This window comes from uncultured Sphingorhabdus sp., assembly GCF_937872355.1.
Lineage (GTDB): Bacteria > Pseudomonadota > Alphaproteobacteria > Sphingomonadales > Sphingomonadaceae > Sphingorhabdus_B.
Window position 1 is genome coordinate 15,632 of sequence record NZ_CALMSV010000228.1, and the last position, 21,634, is coordinate 37,265.

Here is a 21,634-nt window from a genome sequence, read left to right on the forward strand (position 1 = left end):
CGCCGCGCTAGTCTCCGCCGACAGGGGAGGGACCAGCCATGTTTATCGGACATTTTGCACCGGCGATGATCGCCGCGCGCCACACGGATGCGCCCAGCCTACCAGTGTTGTTCGTCGGAGCCCAGCTGGTCGATTGGGCCTTTTTCGGGCTGTTGCTGACCGGCATTGAAAAGATGCGGGTAACGCCGGGAATTTCGGTGATGAACCCGATGGATCTCTATCATATGCCCTATACGCATAGCCTTTTGGGATCAGCCCTATTTGCCACCTTATTTGGTGGTTTGGTGTTTCTGGTTTCGAAAAACCGCATGGCCGGGATTATCTCCGGCCTCGTCGTGCTTTCGCACTGGTTTCTCGACCTGTTGGTGCATGTGCCAGACCTGACACTTATTGGCAGCCCACCCAAGCTGGGGTTAGGCCTCTGGAACCATCCAGCGATCGAAATGCCGCTCGAACTGGCGCTGACTTTCGGCTCGCTCTGGCTCTACGCAAAAATAGCAAAGCCCAAGACGCTGCCCCTGGCTGTGTTGGCCGGCGGGATGTTGCTGTTTCAGGCGGTCAACTGGTTCGGTCCTGTCGAACCCGAAGTGACCACCGGCACCAGCCTTCTCGCTTTCTTCGCCTTTGGCCTGATCACGCTCGCCGCATGGTGGGTTTATCGCAGCGAAGGCCGCAAACAGGCTGGCTAAAGGCGGCATGCAACGCTAAAGCGCCGCGCATGACCCAAGCTGCCTCCCAGATCACCCCGCAAGTCGTCGCCGACCATGGCCTTTCCGAGGAAGAATATCAGCGCATCCTGAATGCGATGGGGCGCGAGCCCAATCTCGTCGAGCTCGGCATCTTTTCGGTGATGTGGTCGGAACATTGCAGTTACAAAAGCTCGCGCATCCATTTGAAAAAGCTGCCGACCGAGGCCCCTTGGGTGATCTGCGGCCCCGGCGAGAATGCGGGTGTGATCGATATCGGCGACGGGCAGGCGGCGATCTTCAAGATGGAGAGCCACAACCACCCCAGCTATATCGAGCCCTATCAGGGCGCGGCGACTGGTGTGGGCGGCATTCTTCGCGACGTTTTCACCATGGGCGCACGGCCAGTCGCGAACATGAACGCGTTGCGTTTTGGCCGACCTGACCATCCCAAGATGAAGCATCTGGTGCAAGGCGTGGTTGCTGGCATTGGCGGCTATGGCAACTGCGTTGGCGTTCCGACCGTGGGCGGCGAAACCAATTTCCATCCGGCCTATGACGGCAATATCCTGGTCAACGCGATGACGGTGGGCGTCGCGGATACCGACAAAATTTTCTATTCGGCGGCGACCGGCGTGGGCAATCCCATCGTCTATGTCGGCTCGAAAACTGGGCGCGACGGCATTCACGGTGCGACCATGGCATCGGCCGATTTTGGCGAAGATGCCGAGGAAAAACGCCCGACGGTTCAAGTGGGCGATCCCTTCACTGAAAAGCTGTTGATCGAAGCCTGCCTCGAACTGATGGCGACCGATGCGATTGTCGCAATCCAGGATATGGGTGCGGCTGGGCTGACCAGCTCCAGCGTTGAAATGGCGTCAAAGGGGGGATGCGGTATCCGGCTCGACATGAATAAGGTGCCACAGCGCGAAATCGGCATGACGCCTTACGAAATGATGCTCTCTGAATCGCAGGAGCGCATGCTGATGGTCCTGAAGCCCGGCAAGGAGCCGATGGCGCAGGCGATATTCGAGAAATGGGAGCTCGATTTCGCTGTGATCGGTGAGGTGACCAATACCGGCCATATGGTGCTCGAATGGAATGGCGAAGTGGTGTGCGACATCCCGCTCGGCCCGCTCGCCGATGATGCCCCGCAATATGATCGTCCCGCGCTGAGCCGTGAGGACTATAAGGCATGGGCCAAGGTGAAGCCCTTGGGTGATATCCCCCAATCGGCGGATCTGGGCGCAGACTTGCTCAAGCTGATGGCATCGTCCGATCTCGCCAGTCGCGCGTGGATCTGGCAGCAATATGACAGCCAGGTAGGCGCCGATACCGCGCAGAAATCGGGCGGTGACGCTGCCGTAGTTCGTGTGCACGGGCATAAAAAGGCGCTGGCCATGTCGACCGACTGCACCCCGCGTTATGTCTATGCCGACCCTTATGAAGGCGGCAAGCAGGCGGTGGCCGAGACCTATCGCAACATTAGCGCGGTTGGCGCAACTCCGCTCGCCATCACCAACTGCCTCAACTTTGCCAACCCGCAGCGCCCCGAAATCATGGCGCAGTTTGTGGGTGCGCTGGAAGGTATGGGCGATGCCTGCCGCGCGCTCGATTATCCGATCGTCTCGGGCAACGTCTCGCTCTACAATGAAAGCAAGGCAACTGGCGGCGGTAGTGCGATCTTGCCGACCCCAGCAATTGGCGGCGTCGGCTTGCTTGACGATGTGTCGAAAATGGCGACCATCGCCTTCAAGGCCGAAGGAGAAATCCTCGCCGTGATCGGCCCCAACTATCCGGAACTCGGTCAGTCGTTATGGCTGCGCGAAATTCACGGCCGCGAAGAGGGCGATCCGCCCTTTGTCGACTTGGCCGACGAGAAATTGAACGGCACTATTGTCCGCCAACTGATCGCCGATGGCGCGGTTACGGCGGTTCACGACATTTCGGATGGCGGTCTGCTGGTCGCCGTGGCGGAAATGGCGCTGGCGGGTGGCATTGGCGCTGAATTGTCGGCGATGGATACAGCCTTTGCCTTCAACGAAACCCAGTCGCGCTATTTGGTGACCTATCCGGCAGACAAACCGCTTGATCGGAACAAAGTGCCGTTTGAGCCCATCGGAACCGTCAGTGGCGATGCCATCCGCGTCAATGGTTCGACGGTTTCGCTGAACGACCTGCGCGCCGCGCATGAGAGCTTCTTCAAACACTGGATGGAAGCCTGATCCAGTAGCTATGCGGCGCTGAAAGTCAGGCAACAGCCTTTTGCTGGCCCAGCAGGTCGTAAGGATCGATGCCCTCGCCGCGCATGATGGCATGCGCGCGCTGATAGGTCACCGGCACGGCAATGTTCAGTTTCTTGCGCGCTTCCGTCAAAGGCATTGCCAGCAAGGCCTCGATGTCCTCATGCGCCGGGCTTTTGGCGACGCGGCCCATGCGTTGCCCTTCACGCACCGCAGCATAGATCGGTGCATCTGTTGACACAGTTTTCTTGAGTTCGCGGGCGCCAGCCCAAGCCAGGAAGAGCACACCCCAGCTGGGGTTCAGGCTGTACGAAAAAGCAAGGACGCACTGTTCGCCAAGTGCATCACGGCCATAGCCGGTCAGCACGTGAAACAGATCGTGCGTGTCGCGCAGTCGGTTGCTGTAGCGTTCGAGCATGTCGTCGTAACGCGGCTTGCCTTTCTGGAACTTCTCAAATTCGTCGACCAGGCCCTGCGAAGTCAGGCCTTCTTTTTCCATGAAGTCGCAATAGGCATGCGCAACGGAGCCCATAGGCAATTTGCGCAGGCGATCATGATCATCGAGCAGGTGCGGCAGATATTCCTTTTTCGCGAGGATTTGCTCGCCCGTCGAGGTGGTGAAGAAATGCTCGGCAGATTTGGCGAAGCGGTTGTCGCGCAAGGCCTCGATAATGTGGAATACCTGTTCGGTATCTTCCTTGTCGGCGATCAGTTTGCGGAAATGGTGTAGCGCCTTCATCGGGCGGAAACCCGAATCGGTGCGGGCGGGGTCGCAAAGGGGAATTGCCTGATCCATGAACATCTTACCTATGTTGCAATCATTGCCGATATCTTACCAACATAAGTGTAAATAGCAAGTTAGCAAGTCACTATCAATAGCGACTGGACGCGGCAAGGCCCAAGCTGTATTGATTCTCTAATACAGGGAGGGGAAAAATCATGTCCAGCCAAGCGCTTGCAACACGCCACATCACATTGGACGCGCTGCGCGGCTTTGCGGTGATGGGCATATTGGCGATGAATATCGTCGCTTTCGCGCTTCCCGAATGGGCCTATGTCGCGCCGGGGACCTATGGTGGAGATAGCGCCGCAGACAAGGCAAGCTGGCTGGTTTCTTTCATTTTCATCGACGGCAAAATGCGCGGATTGTTCTCGCTATTGTTCGGGGCGAGCATGGCGCTGATCATCGAGCGGGCTGAAGCCAAGGGTGAAAATCCGGCGAAGGTTCATTATTCGCGGATGGTCTGGTTACTGCTATTCGGCCTCGCCCATTATCTCTTCATCTGGTGGGGCGACATATTGTTCCTCTACGCCGCTATTGGCTGCATCGCCTACCGGTTCCGCAACTGGGAGGCAAAGCGGCTGATCAAATGGGCGCTGATCATCTATGGCCTCGGTTTCCTTTTGTACGCGTTGCAATTTGGCGGACTGCAGTTCCTCCAGTTCATGGCGACGCAGCCCGGTGCGGATGCGTCGGTAGTGGCGCAATATAAGGAAGTCATCGCAAGCCCCGACTTCGGCCTCGATGCCAGCGCGGAGATTGCCGCCTATAGCGGGAGCTATGCCGAAATTGTCGCACGACGCTGGGATGATGCGCTCAACCTGTTAATACTGATTGCACAATCTTTCGCCGAAACCCTGCCGCTGATGATGCTTGGCATGGCGATGAAGAAGAACGGTTTTCTGACCGGCGAGTGGGATCGCAGCGAGTATGCGCGCTGGGCCCGCAAGATGCTGATTCCCGGTCTTTTGATCTCGACGGGGCTAGGCCTGTGGGTTGCTTCGAGCGGGTTTGACCTGATCACGACTTTAGGCAACTTTCTCGCCTGGAGTTTGATTCCGCGGCTCCTGATGACAATCGGCTATGCCGCGCTGCTGATCATGGCGATCCAGTCCTTCGCCGGTTCGGCATTGATCAGACGGGTTACAGCAGCGGGACGGGCAGCCTTCACCAACTATCTGGGCACCAGCATCCTGATGTCGACGATCTTCTACGGCTATGGACTGGGCCTGTATAATCAGATGGGTCGGGCCAGCCTGTGGTTCTTCGTGCTGGGCGCTTGGGCGTTGATGCTGCTCTGGTCAAAGCCCTGGCTGGAGCGTTTTCACTATGGCCCGTTCGAATGGCTGTGGCGCAGTCTGGCGCGCGGGAAGTTCCAGCCGCTCAAAAAGTGATCGATCACGCCTAACTGCTATTGCAACCAATTCGCATTAACGCTAATGCGATTCCCATGATCGTCTGTGTCTGCAATGCCATCCGTGAAAAAGATCTGCGCGCTGCGGTGCGTTGCGGCAGTGAAAAGCCGGCAGATGTCTACGCACGGCTGGGCCGTAAACCGAAATGCGGCCAATGTCTCTCCTTCGCCAAGGATCTGATCAGCATCAAGCCTGCAAGCGCATAGCAATAGCGCCAGCTTATCCAATTGTAACGGGGATGGTTACAGGGCTTTTCCTGCTTTCCGAACGCCCGCCATCGGCCTATTCTGATGGTATCAAATATCAGGAGAACGGCCATGAAGGGCGACAGCAAGGTCATCGAATTTCTCAACGAAGCGCTCAAGAATGAGCTGACCGCGATCAACCAATATTGGCTGCACTACCGGATGCTCGACAATCTGGGCGTGTCCAAACTGGCGGAATATGAGCGGCACGAATCGATTGATGAGATGAAGCACGCCGACAAGCTGGCGGAACGCATCTTTTTCCTTGATGGTCTGCCCAATTTCCAGATGCTCGGCCGCTTGCGCGTGGGCGAGTCGGTCGAAGAAATTTTGAAGGCCGATCTTGAACTTGAATATGATGCCCTTCCGCTACTCAAAGACGCGATCGCGCATTGTGAAAGCGTGCGGGACTACGTCAGCCGCGATCTGTTTGCCGAAATTCTCGAAAGCGAAGAGGAGCATGTCGACTTCCTCGAAACGCAATTTGATCTGATCAAGCAGATGGGAATCCAGAATTATATCCAGATGCAAACAGAAGCGGCAGAAAGCTGAAATATAAGGGCTTAGAGCCGCCCGAACTGGCTTTGGCCGAAGGTGCGGGCACCGAATTGCGCGCGGCGTTCAACGAGCGGGCTAGCCTCGGCTTCAAGGGCGGACAATGTCGCCTCAAACAAAGGGCGTAACTGGACGACTTTTTCGACCAGTTCTTCGGGACCCTGCCGGATTTCGACATAATGGCGGGCGGCGGCTTCGATTTCCTCCGCAAGCGCTGCCCATCGTTCGGCGCCGCATTGCCAGCTTTCACCCCTCAGCGGGTGTGAGGGCAATACGAAGTTGGGGGAATCGCGTTCACGCATTGCTTGTTCGATCGCCGCGACAGATTTGATGCCGTCCTCGCGGAAATAGCCGAGCACGCGCACAAAGGCCTCTCCGAGCACGGTACGTGTCTCGGCAAAGGTGCCCCAGTTCACAATATCTTCGGCCGTGTGGCTCATCGACTTTGTTGCTCCGCTTGGTTCAACGCTCCAAGCTCGCAGCCATAAACGCGACAGGTAAACAAGCCGTTGACGTTGCGATGACCGCAACGGCTCGTGCCCAGCGTCAATCCTTGTCAGCGAACGGGTTTTTGGATGAGCGGAAGTTCATCCGTACCGGTACCGCCCCAAAGCCCAGATCGCGCCGGATACCGTTGAGCAGATAGCGGCGATAGCTGTCGGGCAGCTGGTCGGTCCGGTTGCCGAACACAATAAAGGTCGGTGGGCGATTGCGTGCCTGCGTCACATAGCGCAACTTGATCCGCTTGCCGCCGGGGGCTGGCGGCGGATTGGCGGCGACGGCTTCTTCGAACCAGCGGTTGAGTTGGCCGGTGGACACGCGGCGGTTCCAGCTTTCGCGCGCTTCGAATGCGGCTTTGAGCATCACGTCGAGCCCCTTGCCCGTCGCGGCGGAGACCGCAAGTACAGGGACGCCCTTCAACTGTGACAGGCCTTCATCAAGTGCGGCCTTGATGCCGTTGAACAGACTGGAGGCATGCTCCGCCACATCCCATTTGTTAATCGCGATGATCAGCGCACGGCCTTCCTCGATCACATGGTCTGCAATTTTCAGATCCTGATGTTCAAGTCCCTTGGTGGCATCAAGCAGCAACACCACGACCTCGGCAAAGTCTATCGCGCGGCGCGTATCCGCGACAGACAGTTTTTCGAGCTTCTCCTGCACTCGCGCCCGCTTGCGCATTCCTGCGGTATCGATCAGGCGGATACGCCGTTCGGCCAGCTCGGGATCGGACGGATTGGGATCGTGCCACACCCAGTCGATTGCGATACTGTCGCGGGTGATGCCGGCTTCGGGCCCGGTCACCAGCCGGTTTTCACCCAGCAGCTTATTGATCAGTGTTGATTTGCCCGCATTGGGGCGCCCGACAATGGCAAGTTGCAGCGGGGCATCAGGGGCTTCGCGATCAAAATGCTCTTCTTCGGCTTCATCGACATGCGGCAGCAGTGCCTGGAACAGATCGGCCATGCCTTCGCCATGCTCGGCGCTGATCGTAATCCCTTCGCCAAGGCCCAAAGCATAGGCTTCCAGCACGGTATTGTCCGCCTGCTTGCCCTCGGCCTTGTTGATGACGAGGATGACCGGCTTGTCACTTGCGCGCAACCAACGGGCGATCTCTTCGTCGAGCGGCGTAATGCCCGCCCGTCCGTCAACGACGAACATTGCGACATTCGCACCCGCGAGCGCAGCCTCGGTCTGCTGGCGCATCCGCCCCGGTAGGGTCGCTGCGTCATCATCTTCATAGCCTGCAGTGTCGACAATGCGGAATTTCAGGTCAAAAAGCTGCGCATCGCCCTCACGCCGGTCACGCGTTACACCCGGCTGGTCATCGACCAGCGCGATTTTTTTGCCGACAAGGCGGTTGAACAAGGTCGACTTGCCAACATTCGGACGTCCGATAATGGCTACCGACGGCAGCATGACGTTATCCTTCTAAAAGGTTTCGGCACCAGCCCTCTCCCCCACCCGGCCTCCCATTACAATACCCTGTTTGGGAGGCCGGGTGGGGGAGAGGGCTGGTGCCGCTGTCCACATAGTGGACCTGAACTATCTAAACGCCGTCAGGCGTCCGCTATCGTCGAGGACATAAAGCGTGTCGTTGGCGACAATTGGTGCAACCGAAACTGGCGCCTTAATGTCCACTAGCAGGTTCGCCGAACCCTCGCCTGACGATACCGACCAGATCTGGCCGTCGCTATTTGCAACAATCAGGCGGCCATTGGCGAGCACGGGGCCACGCCATGTGATCACGCCCTTTTTGTCCTCTTCGTCGCGGTAGCGCGGCAGTTTGGAAATCCAGCGGATCTTGCCACTTGCGCGTTGGACGCAAAGCAATTTGGCGTCGCTGGTCATCACGAAGACCCATTCGCCCGAGACGACCGGGGTCGAAATCCCTGCGATGTTGATTTCCCAGATGCGCTGGCCGGTGACCAGTTCATAGGCTGCCATGCGTCCGCCCTGACCAAGGGCAAAGACGCGGCCCCGGTCAATAACAGGATCGGCATCGATGTCGGTCAGCGTTGAAACGCTGGTCGACATGGCAGTACGAGAGAGCGTGTCGCTCCACAGGCTTCGGCCATTTTCATAGCGATAGGCGGCGAGTTCACCGGTTGAATAACCCGCGATCACCGTGCCTTGTGCGGCAGCGGGAGCAGCGACGCCGAAGATGCCCGACGCACCGACCGGACCAGCTTCATTCCATTGAGGCTCTCCATCACTCATGCGTACGGCGTAAATCTGGTTATCCTGCGTCATCACATAGGCATTGCCATTCGATAATGTGGGGGCGCCGCGTAGCGGCCCTGCGGGGCGCTTGGTCCATTTGATTGCGCCATTGCTTGCATCGAGCGCAGCGACATCACCCACGCCATTGGTGGCGAAGACGCTGGTGCCATCGGTGCTTACGCCGCCGCCGAAGCGCGAGGGCTTGCCGTCCTTGTCGACTGTGAGAGTGGTCGCCCATAATTTCGAACCGCTAGCAGCATCAAAGGCGCTGACCACAGCGTCCGTATCGATGACGTAAAGTTTGCCGTCATGAACGACCGGGGTCGCTGCCAGCCGCATACGGTTGCTGGCACCCGCGATCTGCGCACTCCACGCGCGTTGCGGGGCTTCGGCCAGCATAGAGTGACCGGGCGATTTGGCGGCATTGCCGCCGGGTTGCGACCAGTTGGCATTGGTCGCGGCAGGTGGTAGGATTACAGAAATGCCCGCCAGATTGGGGTCGGCGATGGTGTCCGCCTCGGTACCCAATATGTCGATGCGCTTGCCGATGGTCGGCGTTTCTTTTTTGTCGCCGCCGCCCAGCGCCGAACAGCCACCAAGCAGCGCGATCGCCGCCAGCGAAGAGATTATGGTCGCGTGTTTCTTCACAGACTTACTTGTCCTTTCCTGCATCCGCCGTCGCAGATGCACCAGCCGGCTTTGCGTCAAGCTGAACGGTATCCACCCCTAATGCCCCTGCCATTTGCTGCGCGCGGGCGCGTAAAGTCTGGGGCAAGTCTTCCTGCTTTGCAATCTGGGCGAAAATGGGGCCGGCCAGATTATCCTTACCCAGTTTCATATAAGAGATTGCGGTCATTTCACCCGCGCTGCCGAACCAGGCGGTGCCGGGTTTGGCGAGTGGCTTCAGCCGGTCAATGACCTGCTGCGGCGGCAGCGTGTCAAATTCCACAGTGGTCTGTCGGATCAGCGCCAGATCGCGGAAGGGTTGCGGCAGGCTTTCGTCGCCTGCTACCTTGGCATAATCAGCGACGGCCTTTTTGGTGTTGCCTTCTGCGGCTGTGATGTTGGCGAGCAGGATCTGCGCCATCGCCCGATATCCGGATTGTTCGGCTTTGGCGAGTTTGCCGAGGTCGGTCTTGGCTGCTGCAACATTGCCGCCCTGCAGTTTTTCAACGGCAAGGATAAATTCTTCGCCCTGCTTTTCGGCAGCTGCGGCTTGCTGGTTCTGCCAATAGATCCAGCCACCAAAGGCTGCGAGGCCTATAACGAGAGCAATGGCGAGCCAGCGGCCATAGCGTTTCCAGAAATTTTCAAGGTCGCCCGCGCGGACGGCATCGTCGACTTCGCGCAGGAAAGCCTCATCGGTTGCGGCGCGCTTGTCGGTCGGGGGTAATGCCAAAATGGCCTCCTGTAACTTATACTTGTCGCGTCCTTAGCCATGGATGGCCGGACTTTCTAGTGCGAAGGGTGGCTGGACCTATTCGGGCCGGTAAAGCTGATCGGCGCTGGGGAAGGCGCGCGAGCGGACATCTTCGGCATATTGCTTGACTGCGCCCTCGACATGCTCCTGCATCGCCCCGAACCGTTTGACGAATTTGGGTACGCGATCGAACAGGCCGAGCATGTCTTCCGCCACCAACACCTGCCCGTCGCATTGCGCCGATGCGCCAATGCCGATGGTCGGACATTCGACATTTTTGGTTATCTCGATGGCAATCGGCTCCATCACGCCCTCGATCACCATTGCGAATGCGCCAGCTTTGGCGACCGCTTCGGCGTCTTGCACGATCAGGCGGGCTTCGGCCGCGCTTTTGCCGCGCACGCCATAGCCGCCAAGGATGTTCACCGCCTGTGGGGTGAGGCCGACATGGCCCATAACGGGTATGCCCCGTTGCGTCAGGAATTCGATAGTCGGTGCAATCACCTTGCCGCCTTCGACCTTGACCCCAGCCGCTCCGGTTTCTTTAAGCAAGCGCGAGGCATTGGTGAAGGCCTGTTCGGGCGAGGCTTCATAGCTACCAAAGGGCATGTCGACGATAACCGCGGCGTGATAGCTGCCGCGCACCACCGCCGCGCCGTGCAGCGCCATCATCTCCATCGTGACGGCAACGGTGTGTGGCAGGCCGTAAATCACCTGCGCCAGCGAATCGCCGACCAGAAGCATGTCGCAATGCGGATCCATCAACTGCGCCATGCGGACGGTATAGGCCGTCAGCATCACCAGCGGCTCGCCGCCCTTGCGCTGCCTGATGCGCGGCACGGTGAGGCGCTTCATCGGCTGCGGCGTCGGGTTAGCGCGGCTGGTGGATACAGGAAGGGTGAGCGTTTTGGGCGTCGTCGACATGACTTTGGCGCTTAGCCGCTAAAGCGCAGGGGAAAAAGCGCGAAAGGCCAACGCGTAAATAATATTTGACTCAATGTTAAATATAGCTAACATTAAGTACAAATCACCTAACATGGAGTTTACAATGTCATTTCGCGAGAAAATTCACTGGGTAGCCTTTGTCGGGCTGGTCGCCGGTTTTGGCTGGTACTTCCTGTCCTATCCCTGGGCCACGGCCAACACGCGTTCGGGTATGCTCACTTCGGTTTGGATGCTGTTTCCGACGACGATCATTTTCCTGGTGCCGATGATTGCCGGCAGCGCCTATTTTGCCATCCGCACGCCGAAAGAGGCCAATCTGAAAGAGGATGAGCGTGAAAAGCTGATTCACCTGAAAGGCACGCATGCGGCCTATTATCCGCTGGTGCTCGGCGTTTGGGCGAACATCTTCGCGATGATCAACGGGCTGATGTATGGCTGGTCGGTCAACATCCTGATGGCCACGCTAGTGCTATCCGAACTCGTTCGCGTCGGCGCGCAGCTTTATTATTATCGCAGGGGGTATTGAGCCATGCCGCGCCTTCCCTTTGACAATGATATCAAGACGCTGCGTTTCCTTTCCGGTGAAATGACGCAAGGTGATCTCGGTGACCGTGTCGGCGTCACCCGCCAGACAATCGCCGCAATTGAGCAAGGCAAATATTCCCCCAGCCTTGAGGTCGCATTCCGCATCGCCCGCGTGTTTGACAAGCCTTTGGAGGAGGTCTTCCGCTGGGCTGGCGATTGAAAGCCTATCAGTTTGTGCGTGCACAGCACAGGGGCCCGAACCACCTTCTCCCCAGTTGGGCTGGTTCGGGCCCCGAATTTTGATCGATCAAGCTGCGAGATCGGCCTTCACAAAATCGGCCGCGCGTTCACCGATCATGATTGAAGGTGCGTTGGTGTTGCCGGATACAAGCCGCGGCATGATGCTGGCGTCCGCTACATACAGCCCATCTATTCCGCGAAAACGCAGATGTGTGTCGACCACATCGTCGGCATTTGGGCCCATGCGACATGTACCAACGGGGTGATAGACAGTATCGGCGCGATTGCGGATGATTGCCTCTAGCGCAGCATCGTCGTCGAGCGGCGTCGCGTGCCTGTCTTTTGGCGCAAAGGCCGCCAGTGTTGGCGCCTCGACTATACGATGCATCAGGCGAACACCGGCCTTCAATGTCGCCACATCCCGATCGTCGGTGAGGAAAGCGGGGTCAATAGCAGGAGCGTGCGCCGCGTCGGGCGATGCAAGGCGAACCGTCCCGCGACTATAGGGCCGCAGCACGCAGGCATGAACACTGAAACCATGGCCTTTCACCTTTTCGCGGCCATGATCCTCCAGCATCGCCGGAACAAAGTGATACTGGATATCAGGCGCCGGCAAATCGGGGTTCGATTTCCAGAAGCCACCGCTTTCGGCAAAGCAGGTGGTCATGATGCCGGTGCGCTTCAGGCGGTGTTCGATCACCGCTTTCGCCATCCGCCATGTGCCAGCGAGACTGTCACCGAAGAAATCTTTGGACTGGGTTTCGAAACTTGAAACATAGTCGATATGGTCTTGCAGATCAGCGCCGACCGCTGGTTTGTCGAGCACGACATCAATGCCCAAAGCGCGCAGATGCTCGGCAGGGCCGATTCCGGACAGTTGCAGGATCTGCGGACTGCCAAAGGCCCCGGCAGAAAGGATCACTGCAGCCCGCGCCTTCAATGTGCGGCGATTGCGCCCCTGCCGAATGACTACGCCCGTGGCGCGGCCATTCTCGGTCATGATTCGTTCGGTAAGCGCACCTGAGATGACCTCCAGCCGTCCCGCCGCTTTGGCGGGCTCAACATAAGCGCGCGCGGCTGACCAGCGGTCACCGGCCTTTTGCGTCACCTGGTACAGGCCAAATCCTTCCTGCTGCGCACCGTTGAAATCTGCCGTCCGGGGCAATTGTAATTCGGCTGCGGCCTCGACAAAGGCCTTGCTGCCCGGGTTGGGCCAACGCTGGTCCATAACATTCAGCGGCCCGTCGGTACCGTGGAAGGTATCGCCGCCGCGTTCATTATGTTCGGCGCGTTTGAAATAGGGCAGCACGTCCTTATAGGCCCAGCCCTCGCAGCCGAGCGCCGCCCAATTGTCATAATCATAGGCGTGGCCACGGATATAAACCATCGCGTTGATGGCGCTCGATCCGCCCAGACCGCGACCGCGCGGCTGGTAACCGATCCGTCCATTGAGGCCCTTTTGCGGGACTGTGTCGTAACGGTAATTTGATTTGTCCGGGATGAAGGGCATGAAACCTGGCGTCTTGACCCGCATGATATCATTGGTGCCACCCGCCTCAACGAGGCAGACTTTGTATTTGCCGTCCTCGGATAGCCGCCCAGCCGCAGCACTCCCTGCAGATCCGCCGCCCACAACGATAATATCGAACTCGTCCATACTGACTCCTTTGAAAGTAGGACTTAACCGGACGATTAATTTTGGCAATCGCTATTCGGCAGGTGTCACCTGATTTTGCTGCCGTGCCCGCCAGCGTGCCTTAATGCTGTCGCTGGTGTCGCGGCTGCCGTCATGGCTCCAACCCGGCGGGCGCCAGATATAGCCGAGCTTGTGCCGCCAGGGCGCGGACCAGACATCTTTGGCGATGCTGATCCACTCGTGGAACACGCTATAGAGCAGGTTGAAGGTTCCGAGCTGCTTCACGATACCGTAGCGGATTTTCTCTTCATCGGTTTCGGGGGTGAAGCTGCCGAACAACTTGTCCCAGATGATGAAGACCCCGGCATAATTGGCATCGAGATAGCGGGGGTTGGTGGCGTGGTGGACGCGGTGGTGCGACGGGGTGTTCATCACTGCCTCGAACCAGCGCGGCATGCGGCCTACCGCCTCGGTGTGGATCCAGAATTGATAGATCAGGTTGATACCGCCGCAAAAGGCGATCATCGCGGGGTGGAAGCCGACCAGCGCCAATGGCATGCGGAAGACGAAATTGAACGCGATGAAGCCGGTCCAGGTCTGCCGCAAGGCAGTCGACAGGTTGTAATGCTGGCTCGAATGGTGGTTCACATGGCTGGCCCACAGCCATCGGATGCGATGTGCGCTGCGGTGGAAGACGTAATAGGCCAGATCATCGAGAACAAAACAGGCGATCCATGCCCACCAGGCCCAGCCAATATCGAACAGGCGAAGTTCGTAAAGCCAGAGCATCATCGCGAACACCAGCCCGCCAGTCAGCGCGCCAGCCACCGTGCTGCCTGTACCGAAGGCGAGCGAGGTCAGCGTGTCCTTAGGCTCGTATTTCTCCGGCGCCCTTTTACGCGCCCACAGCATCTCGATGATAATCAACAGGATGAAGACGGGAACGGCATAATCGACGGGATTGAATAACTCTGGCATCATTTCGTCCTATGTTGCCATGTGGCGCAGGCCAGCGGCCCAATATTGTGCATCCTTGCCAAGGTTCAGCGTGACTTTGCCAAAGGTCTTTTCGCCCGTCCCGATAGTCAGGAAATTGTGGTCGAGCCGTGATTCGCTGTGCCGATCCAACAAGCGAGCAACATAGGCGGCGCCGTGGCGGCGGATCAGCATGTGACGGCCGGATGCATCTTTCATCAATGCGCCGATCCCTGCCTTGTCGATGACGATGTCGGTCGGTTCGAAGCCGCAAATTGCTTCATCAGCGAGGGCGCGCGCATGGGCTTCGTCGCGGATGCGTAAGTCACCGCCAAGGTTAAGCCGCTTCGCCAGCCAAGCAAGGAACAGGATCGCAGCAATCGATCCACCCAGCTTGGCCAGCTCGATCAATGCACCTTCCATGGCTCAGGCCCTTGCTTTCAGCATGTCCATCAGCGGGCGCACCGGGCTGACATCATAGCCGGCCTTGGCCGCCATATTGGTCAGCGCATCAGGGTCGCCGCCCCGGCTCGCTTCGGACAAGGCCCATAACAAAGTCGAGCGCGTACCCGAGCGGCAGTAAGCGAGCACTGGTCGGTCGGCTCCTTCCAGTGCGTCGGCCATCGCAACTACTTGCGGTTCGCTGAATCCTGCATGGGTAACGGGGATGGCAACATAGTCGATCCCTGCCGCGCGTGCCGTTGCCTCTATTTCCGCGCCCGGAACCTGATCGTCGCTTTCGCCTTCGGGGCGGTTGTTGATGATCAGTTTGACGCCCATCGCCGCGGCTTCCGCTACGTCCTCAAGGCTGATTTGCGGCGACACGTAAATGTTGTCGGTGAGCTTGCGAAACATGGGCTTATCCTTCCGCTGCTTCCCTTATTACAGACAGGAAGGCTTCGCCATAGGCTTCAAGCTTGCGCGCGCCAACGCCGCTGATCAGGGCGAAATCGGATGTATTGCGCGGACGGCGCTCGGCGAGTTCGCGCAAGGTTGCATCATGAAAGATGACATAGGGCGGTACACCCGCTGTCTCGGCTAGTTCACGCCTTCTGCTGCGCAGGGCTTCGAATAGCGGATCATTGACCGGATTGGCTTCGCTCCGCCGTTCCTTGCGCGTCTTTGGCGGGACGACGATTTCGAGCTTCATCTCGCCCTTCAGGATCGCGCGCGATGCCCCTGCCAGCATCAGCCCGCCATGCTCGTTGGCGGTCAGATGCCCTTGCGCCTGCAACGCCCGCGCGACCGGTTTGATGAGGCGAGCATCGTCACCGGTGACGATGCCGAAGACGCTCAACTGGTCATGCCCGCGCGCCTCGATGCGCTCATCGGTGCGTCCGGTGAGCACCTTTTCCAGATGGCCGACGCCGAAACTCTGGCCGGTACGATAGACGGCGGAGAGCAGCTTTTGCGCGACCTCGGTCGCGTCGACCACGCCGGGGGCATCAAGGCAATTGTCGCAATTCCCGCATTGCGCGGGTGGATCCTCGCCGAAATGGCGGAGCAATACCGCGCGGCGGCATCCGGGGGTTTCGACAAGCGATGACAGCGCATCTATCCTTGCTTTCTCAGCCAGTTGCCTTGCCTCGGGCTGTTCCTTCAACCGCTCACGCGCAAGACTGAAATCGCCCGGAGACCAGAAAAGATGTGCGACTGCAGGGTCACCATCGCGCCCGGCGCGTCCGCTTTCCTGATAATAGGCCTCGATCGATTTGGGGATGCCCGCATGCGCGACGAAACGGACATCGGGCTTGTCGATCCCCATGCCAAAGGCAACGGTCGCCACCATCACCATATCTTCGCTCGCGACGAATTCTGCTTGCGCCGCAGCGCGCGCGGAGGGCTCCATGCCTGCATGATAATAACGGGTGCGCCGCCCAGTGCGCGCAATCAAAGCCGCCAGCTTCTCCGCCCGGTCGCGGGTGGTGGCGTAGACGATGCCTGCTCCGGGCCAACCGCGAATGGCGGAGGCGATGGCCGATCCCTTGCTGGCAGTGTTTGTCACGGCATAGCGGATATTGGGTCGGTCAAAGCCCGAGACGATGGTGCCGCTCGCCGGAATGCCAAGCTGCTGGGCAATATCCTCGCGTGTATGTGCATCGGCCGTCGCGGTCAGCGCCAGCCTTGGTACATTGGGGAATTCATCCATCAAGGGACGCAGCAGGCGGTAATCGGGGCGGAAATCATGCCCCCATTCGGACACGCAATGCGCCTCGTCGATGGCGAACAGCGAGACTTTGGTTTCTGCCAGAAGTCTCTGAAAATCCGCAGTCGAGGCGCGTTCGGGGGCGACATAGAGCAGATCGAGTGCGCCGCTCTGCAGCCGATCAATGGTCTCCGCACGGTTGCTGTCTGCAGAGGTCAGCGTCGCTGCGCGGATGCCGACGGCATTGGCCGCGCGCAGCTGGTCATGCATCAAGGCGATCAACGGCGAGATGACGATGCAGGTGCCGTCGAGCAGCAAGGCCGACAATTGGTAGCAAAGCGACTTGCCCGCCCCGGTCGGCATCACCGCGAGCGTGCTCTGCCTGTCGAGCGTCCGCCGAACCACCTGTTCCTGCACGCCGCGAAACTCGGCAAAACCGAACACACGGTGCAGTACATCGGCAGGGTTTAGAGTATCAGGAACGAGCATCTTCCTGCCCGCTAGGCCGGATAGTTCCTCAAGAATAGAGCGCTCTTCGGGCATCGGCGACTTTCGCTGTGGATAGTCGAGTCGCGAAGGAACATATAAAGAACAAATATTGAAGTAAAGAAAGGCCGTGCTTTAAGTTTACCGTGAGTGCTGAGCCTGTCGAAGCACGTGTGTCAGTACTGCGACCCGCCCTTCGACAGGCTCAGGGCTACGGTTCTATTGTCCGCCTTCACTCCGCGGCAACGGCCTCATCTTCTTTCTCGGCCTGCTGGCGTGCCCACATTTCTGCGTAAAGGCCGTCCTTCGCCAGCAGTTCGGCATGGGTGCCCTGTTCGGCGACCCGGCCCGCATCGAGCACCACGATCTCATCCGCATCAACGACGGTCGAAAGGCGGTGTGCGATGACGATGGTCGTACGCTGCTTCGACACTTCGTCGAGCGTGTCGAGGATTTCGGCCTCGGTGCGGCTGTCGAGTGCACTGGTCGCTTCGTCGAGGATCAGGATAGGCGGGTTTTTAAGCAGGGGGCGCGCAATGGCGACGCGTTGCTTTTCGCCACCAGATAGCTTGAGCCCGCGTTCGCCAACCTGGGTTTCATATTGCTGCGGCTGGGCGGCGATGAAATTGTGGATTTGCGCTCCACGTGCCGCATCCTCAATCTCGGCCTGCGAGGCGCCTTCGCGGCCATAGCCGATGTTGTAGCCGATGCTATCGTTGAACAGCACCGTATCCTGCGGGACGATACCGATTTGCGCGCGCAGGCTTGACTGCGTCACGTCACGTAGATCCTGTCCGTCGATGGTGATCCGTCCACCAGTCACGTCGTAAAAACGATAGAGAAGCCGCGCGATCGTCGACTTGCCCGCCCCCGACGGCCCGACCACCGCAAGCGTTTTGCCAGGCGGAATGCGCAAGGACAGGCCGTTCAATATCTGGCGTTCGGGATCATAGCCGAAGGTCACATCCTCGAACGCCAGTTCCCCGCCGGAAACGCGGAGCATAGTTGCGCCGGGTTTGTCGACTATCTCGGGCGGCGTATCTACCAGATCGAACATCGCAGCCATGTCGATCAAGCCTTGGCGAATGGTACGATAGACCATTCCGAGCATGTCGAGCGGGCGGAACAGCTGCATCAGCAGGGTGTTGACCAGCACCACATCACCCGTGCTGAATCGGCCCTGCGCCCAACCCCACACGCTGAATCCCATCGCGCCCGCCATCATCAGATTGGTGATGAACGACTGGCCGATATTGAGCCAGGCCAGCGAGTTTTCAGATTTGACCGCGGCATCGGCATAGCGGCGCGCGACCTTGGCATAATAGTCGGTCTCGCGGTCCTCGGCATTGAAATATTTGACCGTTTCATAGTTGAGCAGGCTGTCGACCGAACGCGCAACTGTCGCGGTATCGAGTTCGTTCATTTCCTCGCGCAGTTTGTTGCGCCAGTCGGTGACGCGCTGGGTGAAAAGGATATAGGTCACGACCATGACGATGGTGGCGAGCACCAGCCCCAACCCGAATTTGAACCAAAAGATCACCAGCACCGCGATGAGTTCGATGGCTGTCGGCGCGATGTTGAACAGCATGAAATAGAGCATCACGTCGATGCTCTTGGTGCCGCGTTCGATCACCTTGGTCACCGCGCCGGTGCGGCGGTTCATGTGGAAGCGCATCGACAGCCGGTGGAGATGCGCGAAGGTGTTTTCGGCCAAGCGCCGCGTTGCATCCTGCCCGACGCGTTCGAACACGGTGTTCCTCAGATTGTCGAACAATACGCCGCCAAAGCGAGCGCCGGTATAGGCAGTGACCAGCCCGATCGCCATCCAGACGCCCGCCTCCAGTCCCGGCTGCATTCGGTCGATGGCCGCGCCATAAACGAAGCCCATCGACAGCTGCACGCCCTTGGAAACCAGTACCAGCAGCATCGCGATGACGATACGCACGCGCAGCGCGGGCATATCCTTTGGCCACAAATAGGGCAGGAAACGCTTGAGCGTAGCGAAACTCGCCTCCGCCTTCGCTGCTTCCTTTTCTTTCCCGTTTTCCGGCTGTGCCGCCATTCCCTGCATCAGGCCGATATAGGGAAGTATCCGGCTTTAGAAAGTCCCGCTGACGGTGGCGCGGTAAATCAGGCCATATTTGTTGCGCCCGGTGTGGGTGAAATCGACAGGCCCATCGCGGCGGTCGACATAGAACACTTCGTCATAGCCCTCGGTCTGGCCGGCCAGGTTGAAGACCTGCCCGCGCACTTTGAGCCCAAACACATTCTTGTGCTCGATGAACGCCCCGACCATCGGGCCGGTTCTGTAATCGCGTCCAAAGTAGTCCAAGCGATAGAATCCGTAATCGCTGCTATCCTCGGCAAAGGCTCCATAGGCCCATTGCGAATTGGGAATGTCGTGGCGGAAGTCTAGGTTCCAGTAAGTGCGGCCTCGATTGCTGAGCGGGCGTTTTTCGCCGGTCAGCGGATCGCGGAGCGAAGCCGTCTGCCAGGCCCCGATCAGATCGAGCTTGGCGCCCTTGATACCGATGGTGTCGAGCAAGAAGCTGGCATTGATTTCGGTGCGCAGTCGTTTGGCAGTGCCATCGATATTACCCGGTGCTTCGGTGGTCGCGGTGATCGGGATGCGGTCGACCAGATCGCTGATCGATTCGAGGTCAACCTTGAGTTTTACCGATCCCGCCTTCCCAAGTGAGCGGTTGGCCTCGAAATTCAGAAGCCAGCTTTGCGGCGGGACCAGATCGAAATTGCCAGCATTATTGTTGTTATTGCGGACATCGACCGAGGCCAGGAAATCGCCAAAATTCAGCTGCAGCACTTTGCGCTGGAATTTGGCACTGATGTCTAGCGTTGGAGAGGCCTTCCACGCCAAGGCGACCGAGCCTTTCGGGCGCACATATTGCCGGGCATTGCCATTCGGCCCTGTAACTCCCAACTCACTATATTCGCCACCCAATGTAGCTTGCAGCGTCAAATCCTTCGCAATCGGGCGACCATAAGACAGGATAACCTGGCCGCGCTTTTCCTCCACTCGCGCGGTTGCATTGGGCAACGGGACAGGCTGGAACACCCCGCCGCTGTCGAGCTGGAAAAATTCGGATTCAGCGTCGAGATAGTTGAACGCACCTTCTGCAGAAATCTGCCAGTCGGTTTTGCCTGCCTTCCAGCGATATTCGGCGCGCAATACGCTTTCGCCCTCGTCGATCGACTGGATAAATTTCTGCCCGCTTTGGGCGGAACCGTCGGTTGGTGTGACGCGGAACTCGTTGACGAAGGGGCTATGTTCAAAACGGTGGAAGCCGATGAGCTTCAGCCGCCCGCCGCCAAGAGCGAACTCATAATCAGCGCCCAGCTCCATATTCCATTCATCTTCACGGTCCTTACCCGCTTCAAGGATATCCGCTTTGCCTATCTCTTGCTTCAGGAATGTACGGTTGCCGCGAAATTCGAAAAATTCGAGTGCCGCATTGGCGTTCAGGATATTCCCGTTATCGCTTTTGAGCGTGTAGGTACCTGCCAGACGTGGACGGTCCCCCTGCGATCGGACGCGGACGTCGCGGAGGAACAGCCGGTCGCCATTGGCATCGCGCACATCTTCATAGCCCCATCCGCCGCCGCGGAAACCGTCTTTGTTGGAAAGCCCGAGCGTGAAGTTGCCCTTGCCAAGTTTGCCGGAAAGGTTGACTTCGCCAGCGATCCAGAAATCGTCGACCCGTCGCCGCCATTGCGGCCGCCAGGCAAAATTGCCCTGCAGGCTGTCGGGCTTCGTGACCACGTTGAGCACCTGACCATTGAGTCCCGAGACGTTGAGCGTAGCGCCATCTGCAATTTCCAACCGGATGACAGAAGAGGCTGCAATGCTTGACAACGCAGTCTGTGCATCATTGCTCTTGCCGGTGATCCGCTGGCCATTGATCAACACATTCTGGCTGGCTTCGCCCAATCCACGGTCGGCGCTGACCTGGCTGATCTGGAAACCGGGAATCTGCCCGACCATGTCCAATGCGGTCTGCGGTGCGAAGCGGGTGAATTGCGCTGCCTCGTAAATCTGCCGCCCGTTTTCGGCGCGCGGTTCCAGATCGGTTCTGGCTTCCTCGAACTGCGGCGCTGCGGCGCTGCTATTGGCTAAGGCCGGTTGTGCCGCCGCCATGGCGAGCACACTTCCGGAAGTCGCAAATATGCGACGGGCGCACAAATTCATCTAACCCACTCCTGTCGGGCTCTCATGGCCCTTATGTTGTGCTCCCTGAGGAGACGGGTTAGGATTACAATTGTATTCGATACAGCCGCGTTCGATTAGCGACTGATAATTTGGGACAAACTACATCGACGCTCAAAAGCGGCGCGACAGCAGCAGCCAGGCTGCAATCGCATTGAAGGCGGTGTAGGCTGCATATAGGCCAACGATTATCCCTGAATCGGAATAGGCAAATAGCATCGCGCCAAGGAGGATGCCGAACTCCAGAAAATAGCTGCCGTTCCGTCCGAAATGCTTGCCGAAATACAGCTTGGTGTCCTCGACAAAAGGATGGCCCGATTCAACCACCGCCTTGTGCATGGCGAAATTGGCGATGCCGAGCAGGAAGGCGACGATCAGGTACATCTGTCG

Annotated in this window: 21 protein-coding genes; 7 read left to right on the forward strand and 14 right to left on the reverse strand. The window is 58.6% G+C overall.

Going from position 1 to position 21,634, the window contains the following annotated elements; all coding sequences use genetic code 11:
* The first annotated feature begins 38 nt into the window (after window positions 1-38).
* Together Q0239_RS15095 and purL are read left to right on the forward strand one after the other, a co-directional pair.
* Entirely contained in the window at window positions 39-689 is a 651-nt protein-coding gene (locus tag Q0239_RS15095; protein ID WP_298604371.1) for a hypothetical protein, read from the forward strand.
* Between the two features lie 29 nt (window positions 690-718).
* On the forward strand, window positions 719-2,911 hold the full coding sequence (purL, locus tag Q0239_RS15100) for a phosphoribosylformylglycinamidine synthase subunit PurL (RefSeq protein WP_298604373.1): 2,193 nt from the start codon (window positions 719-721) through the stop codon (window positions 2,909-2,911).
* Between the two features lie 25 nt (window positions 2,912-2,936).
* Here the strand turns inward: purL and Q0239_RS15105 are convergent, their stop codons facing one another.
* Window positions 2,937-3,731, reverse strand: coding sequence for a Coq4 family protein (locus Q0239_RS15105; RefSeq protein ID WP_298604376.1), 795 nt, complete (start codon window positions 3,729-3,731; stop codon window positions 2,937-2,939).
* A 137-nt stretch (window positions 3,732-3,868) separates the two neighbouring features.
* Between Q0239_RS15105 and Q0239_RS15110 the strand changes: the two genes are divergently transcribed.
* From Q0239_RS15110 to bfr, 3 genes are all read left to right on the forward strand, one after another.
* Entirely contained in the window at window positions 3,869-5,104 is a 1,236-nt protein-coding gene (locus Q0239_RS15110) for a DUF418 domain-containing protein (protein ID WP_298604379.1), read from the forward strand.
* Between the two features lie 56 nt (window positions 5,105-5,160).
* On the forward strand, window positions 5,161-5,331 hold the full coding sequence (locus Q0239_RS15115) for a (2Fe-2S)-binding protein (RefSeq protein WP_115550326.1): 171 nt from the start codon (window positions 5,161-5,163) through the stop codon (window positions 5,329-5,331).
* Between the two features lie 111 nt (window positions 5,332-5,442).
* Entirely contained in the window at window positions 5,443-5,922 is a 480-nt protein-coding gene (bfr, locus tag Q0239_RS15120) for a bacterioferritin (RefSeq protein WP_298604383.1), read from the forward strand.
* An 11-nt stretch (window positions 5,923-5,933) separates the two neighbouring features.
* Here the strand turns inward: bfr and Q0239_RS15125 are convergent, their stop codons facing one another.
* From Q0239_RS15125 to panB, 5 genes are all read right to left on the reverse strand, one after another.
* Window positions 5,934-6,365 (reverse strand): Hpt domain-containing protein, encoded by a 432-nt coding sequence (locus Q0239_RS15125; RefSeq protein ID WP_298604385.1) that lies wholly within the window; start codon window positions 6,363-6,365, stop codon window positions 5,934-5,936.
* A 106-nt stretch (window positions 6,366-6,471) separates the two neighbouring features.
* The gene (der, locus tag Q0239_RS15130) at window positions 6,472-7,845 is read right to left on the reverse strand and encodes a ribosome biogenesis GTPase Der (RefSeq protein ID WP_298604387.1); all 1,374 of its coding nucleotides are present in this window, start codon (window positions 7,843-7,845) and stop codon (window positions 6,472-6,474) included.
* Window positions 7,846-7,971: 126 nt separating this feature from the next.
* Window positions 7,972-9,297 (reverse strand): PQQ-binding-like beta-propeller repeat protein, encoded by a 1,326-nt coding sequence (locus tag Q0239_RS15135; protein ID WP_298604390.1) that lies wholly within the window; start codon window positions 9,295-9,297, stop codon window positions 7,972-7,974.
* A 4-nt stretch (window positions 9,298-9,301) separates the two neighbouring features.
* Window positions 9,302-10,048 carry a tetratricopeptide repeat protein gene (locus Q0239_RS15140; protein ID WP_298604393.1) on the reverse strand — a complete coding sequence of 249 codons (747 nt, stop codon included), beginning with the start codon at window positions 10,046-10,048 and terminating at the stop codon, window positions 9,302-9,304.
* A 78-nt stretch (window positions 10,049-10,126) separates the two neighbouring features.
* Window positions 10,127-10,993, reverse strand: a complete 867-nt coding sequence (panB, locus tag Q0239_RS15145; protein ID WP_298604396.1) for a 3-methyl-2-oxobutanoate hydroxymethyltransferase — start codon at window positions 10,991-10,993, stop codon at window positions 10,127-10,129.
* A gap of 124 nt (window positions 10,994-11,117) precedes the next feature.
* On the opposite strand from panB, the gene Q0239_RS15150 reads away from it, so the two are divergent.
* Together Q0239_RS15150 and Q0239_RS15155 are read left to right on the forward strand one after the other, a co-directional pair.
* A complete protein-coding gene (locus Q0239_RS15150) occupies window positions 11,118-11,540 on the forward strand; it encodes a hypothetical protein (protein ID WP_298604400.1) in 423 nt (140 codons plus the stop codon).
* Window positions 11,541-11,543: 3 nt separating this feature from the next.
* Window positions 11,544-11,759, forward strand: coding sequence for a helix-turn-helix transcriptional regulator (locus Q0239_RS15155; RefSeq protein WP_298604402.1), 216 nt, complete (start codon window positions 11,544-11,546; stop codon window positions 11,757-11,759).
* An 87-nt stretch (window positions 11,760-11,846) separates the two neighbouring features.
* On the opposite strand, the gene Q0239_RS15160 is transcribed toward Q0239_RS15155, so the two are convergent.
* From Q0239_RS15160 to Q0239_RS15195, 8 genes are all read right to left on the reverse strand, one after another.
* Entirely contained in the window at window positions 11,847-13,436 is a 1,590-nt protein-coding gene (locus Q0239_RS15160) for a GMC family oxidoreductase (RefSeq protein WP_298604405.1), read from the reverse strand.
* A gap of 51 nt (window positions 13,437-13,487) precedes the next feature.
* A complete protein-coding gene (locus Q0239_RS15165) occupies window positions 13,488-14,393 on the reverse strand; it encodes a sterol desaturase family protein (protein WP_298604447.1) in 906 nt (301 codons plus the stop codon).
* 9 nt (window positions 14,394-14,402) lie between these two features.
* Window positions 14,403-14,813 (reverse strand): hypothetical protein, encoded by a 411-nt coding sequence (locus Q0239_RS15170; protein ID WP_298604408.1) that lies wholly within the window; start codon window positions 14,811-14,813, stop codon window positions 14,403-14,405.
* Between the two features lie 3 nt (window positions 14,814-14,816).
* Window positions 14,817-15,245, reverse strand: coding sequence for a TIGR01244 family sulfur transferase (locus Q0239_RS15175; protein ID WP_298604411.1), 429 nt, complete (start codon window positions 15,243-15,245; stop codon window positions 14,817-14,819).
* A 4-nt stretch (window positions 15,246-15,249) separates the two neighbouring features.
* The gene (recQ, locus tag Q0239_RS15180; RefSeq protein ID WP_298604414.1) at window positions 15,250-17,025 is read right to left on the reverse strand and encodes a DNA helicase RecQ; all 1,776 of its coding nucleotides are present in this window, start codon (window positions 17,023-17,025) and stop codon (window positions 15,250-15,252) included.
* Between the two features lie 229 nt (window positions 17,026-17,254).
* The gene (locus Q0239_RS15185; RefSeq protein ID WP_298604450.1) at window positions 17,255-19,084 is read right to left on the reverse strand and encodes an ABC transporter ATP-binding protein/permease; all 1,830 of its coding nucleotides are present in this window, start codon (window positions 19,082-19,084) and stop codon (window positions 17,255-17,257) included.
* A 36-nt stretch (window positions 19,085-19,120) separates the two neighbouring features.
* On the reverse strand, window positions 19,121-21,175 hold the full coding sequence (locus Q0239_RS15190) for a hypothetical protein (RefSeq protein WP_298604417.1): 2,055 nt from the start codon (window positions 21,173-21,175) through the stop codon (window positions 19,121-19,123).
* 183 nt (window positions 21,176-21,358) lie between these two features.
* Window positions 21,359-21,628, reverse strand: a complete 270-nt coding sequence (locus Q0239_RS15195) for a hypothetical protein (RefSeq protein ID WP_298604420.1) — start codon at window positions 21,626-21,628, stop codon at window positions 21,359-21,361.
* Window positions 21,629-21,634: the final 6 nt, after the last annotated feature.

Excerpts from the sequence above, each read along its gene's own strand:
- Q0239_RS15185 (WP_298604450.1), bottom strand. The coding sequence starts at position 19,084 with ATGGCGGCACAGCCGGAAAACGGGAAAGAAAAGGAAGCAGCGAAGGCG.
- Q0239_RS15150 (WP_298604400.1), top strand. The coding sequence starts at position 11,118 with ATGTCATTTCGCGAGAAAATTCACTGGGTAGCCTTTGTCGGGCTGGTC.
- Q0239_RS15115 (WP_115550326.1), top strand. The coding sequence starts at position 5,161 with ATGATCGTCTGTGTCTGCAATGCCATCCGTGAAAAAGATCTGCGCGCT.
- Q0239_RS15195 (WP_298604420.1), bottom strand. The coding sequence starts at position 21,628 with ATGTACCTGATCGTCGCCTTCCTGCTCGGCATCGCCAATTTCGCCATG.
- Q0239_RS15170 (WP_298604408.1), bottom strand. The coding sequence starts at position 14,813 with ATGGAAGGTGCATTGATCGAGCTGGCCAAGCTGGGTGGATCGATTGCT.
- Q0239_RS15175 (WP_298604411.1), bottom strand. The coding sequence starts at position 15,245 with ATGTTTCGCAAGCTCACCGACAACATTTACGTGTCGCCGCAAATCAGC.
- Q0239_RS15110 (WP_298604379.1), top strand. The coding sequence starts at position 3,869 with ATGTCCAGCCAAGCGCTTGCAACACGCCACATCACATTGGACGCGCTG.
- Q0239_RS15105 (WP_298604376.1), bottom strand. The coding sequence starts at position 3,731 with ATGTTCATGGATCAGGCAATTCCCCTTTGCGACCCCGCCCGCACCGAT.
- panB (WP_298604396.1), bottom strand. The coding sequence starts at position 10,993 with ATGTCGACGACGCCCAAAACGCTCACCCTTCCTGTATCCACCAGCCGC.
- Q0239_RS15165 (WP_298604447.1), bottom strand. The coding sequence starts at position 14,393 with ATGCCAGAGTTATTCAATCCCGTCGATTATGCCGTTCCCGTCTTCATC.
- bfr (WP_298604383.1), top strand. The coding sequence starts at position 5,443 with ATGAAGGGCGACAGCAAGGTCATCGAATTTCTCAACGAAGCGCTCAAG.
- Q0239_RS15190 (WP_298604417.1), bottom strand. The coding sequence starts at position 21,175 with ATGGCGGCGGCACAACCGGCCTTAGCCAATAGCAGCGCCGCAGCGCCG.
- Q0239_RS15095 (WP_298604371.1), top strand. The coding sequence starts at position 39 with ATGTTTATCGGACATTTTGCACCGGCGATGATCGCCGCGCGCCACACG.
- der (WP_298604387.1), bottom strand. The coding sequence starts at position 7,845 with ATGCTGCCGTCGGTAGCCATTATCGGACGTCCGAATGTTGGCAAGTCG.
- Q0239_RS15125 (WP_298604385.1), bottom strand. The coding sequence starts at position 6,365 with ATGAGCCACACGGCCGAAGATATTGTGAACTGGGGCACCTTTGCCGAG.
- Q0239_RS15155 (WP_298604402.1), top strand. The coding sequence starts at position 11,544 with ATGCCGCGCCTTCCCTTTGACAATGATATCAAGACGCTGCGTTTCCTT.
- purL (WP_298604373.1), top strand. The coding sequence starts at position 719 with ATGACCCAAGCTGCCTCCCAGATCACCCCGCAAGTCGTCGCCGACCAT.
- Q0239_RS15160 (WP_298604405.1), bottom strand. The coding sequence starts at position 13,436 with ATGGACGAGTTCGATATTATCGTTGTGGGCGGCGGATCTGCAGGGAGT.
- recQ (WP_298604414.1), bottom strand. The coding sequence starts at position 17,025 with ATGCTCGTTCCTGATACTCTAAACCCTGCCGATGTACTGCACCGTGTG.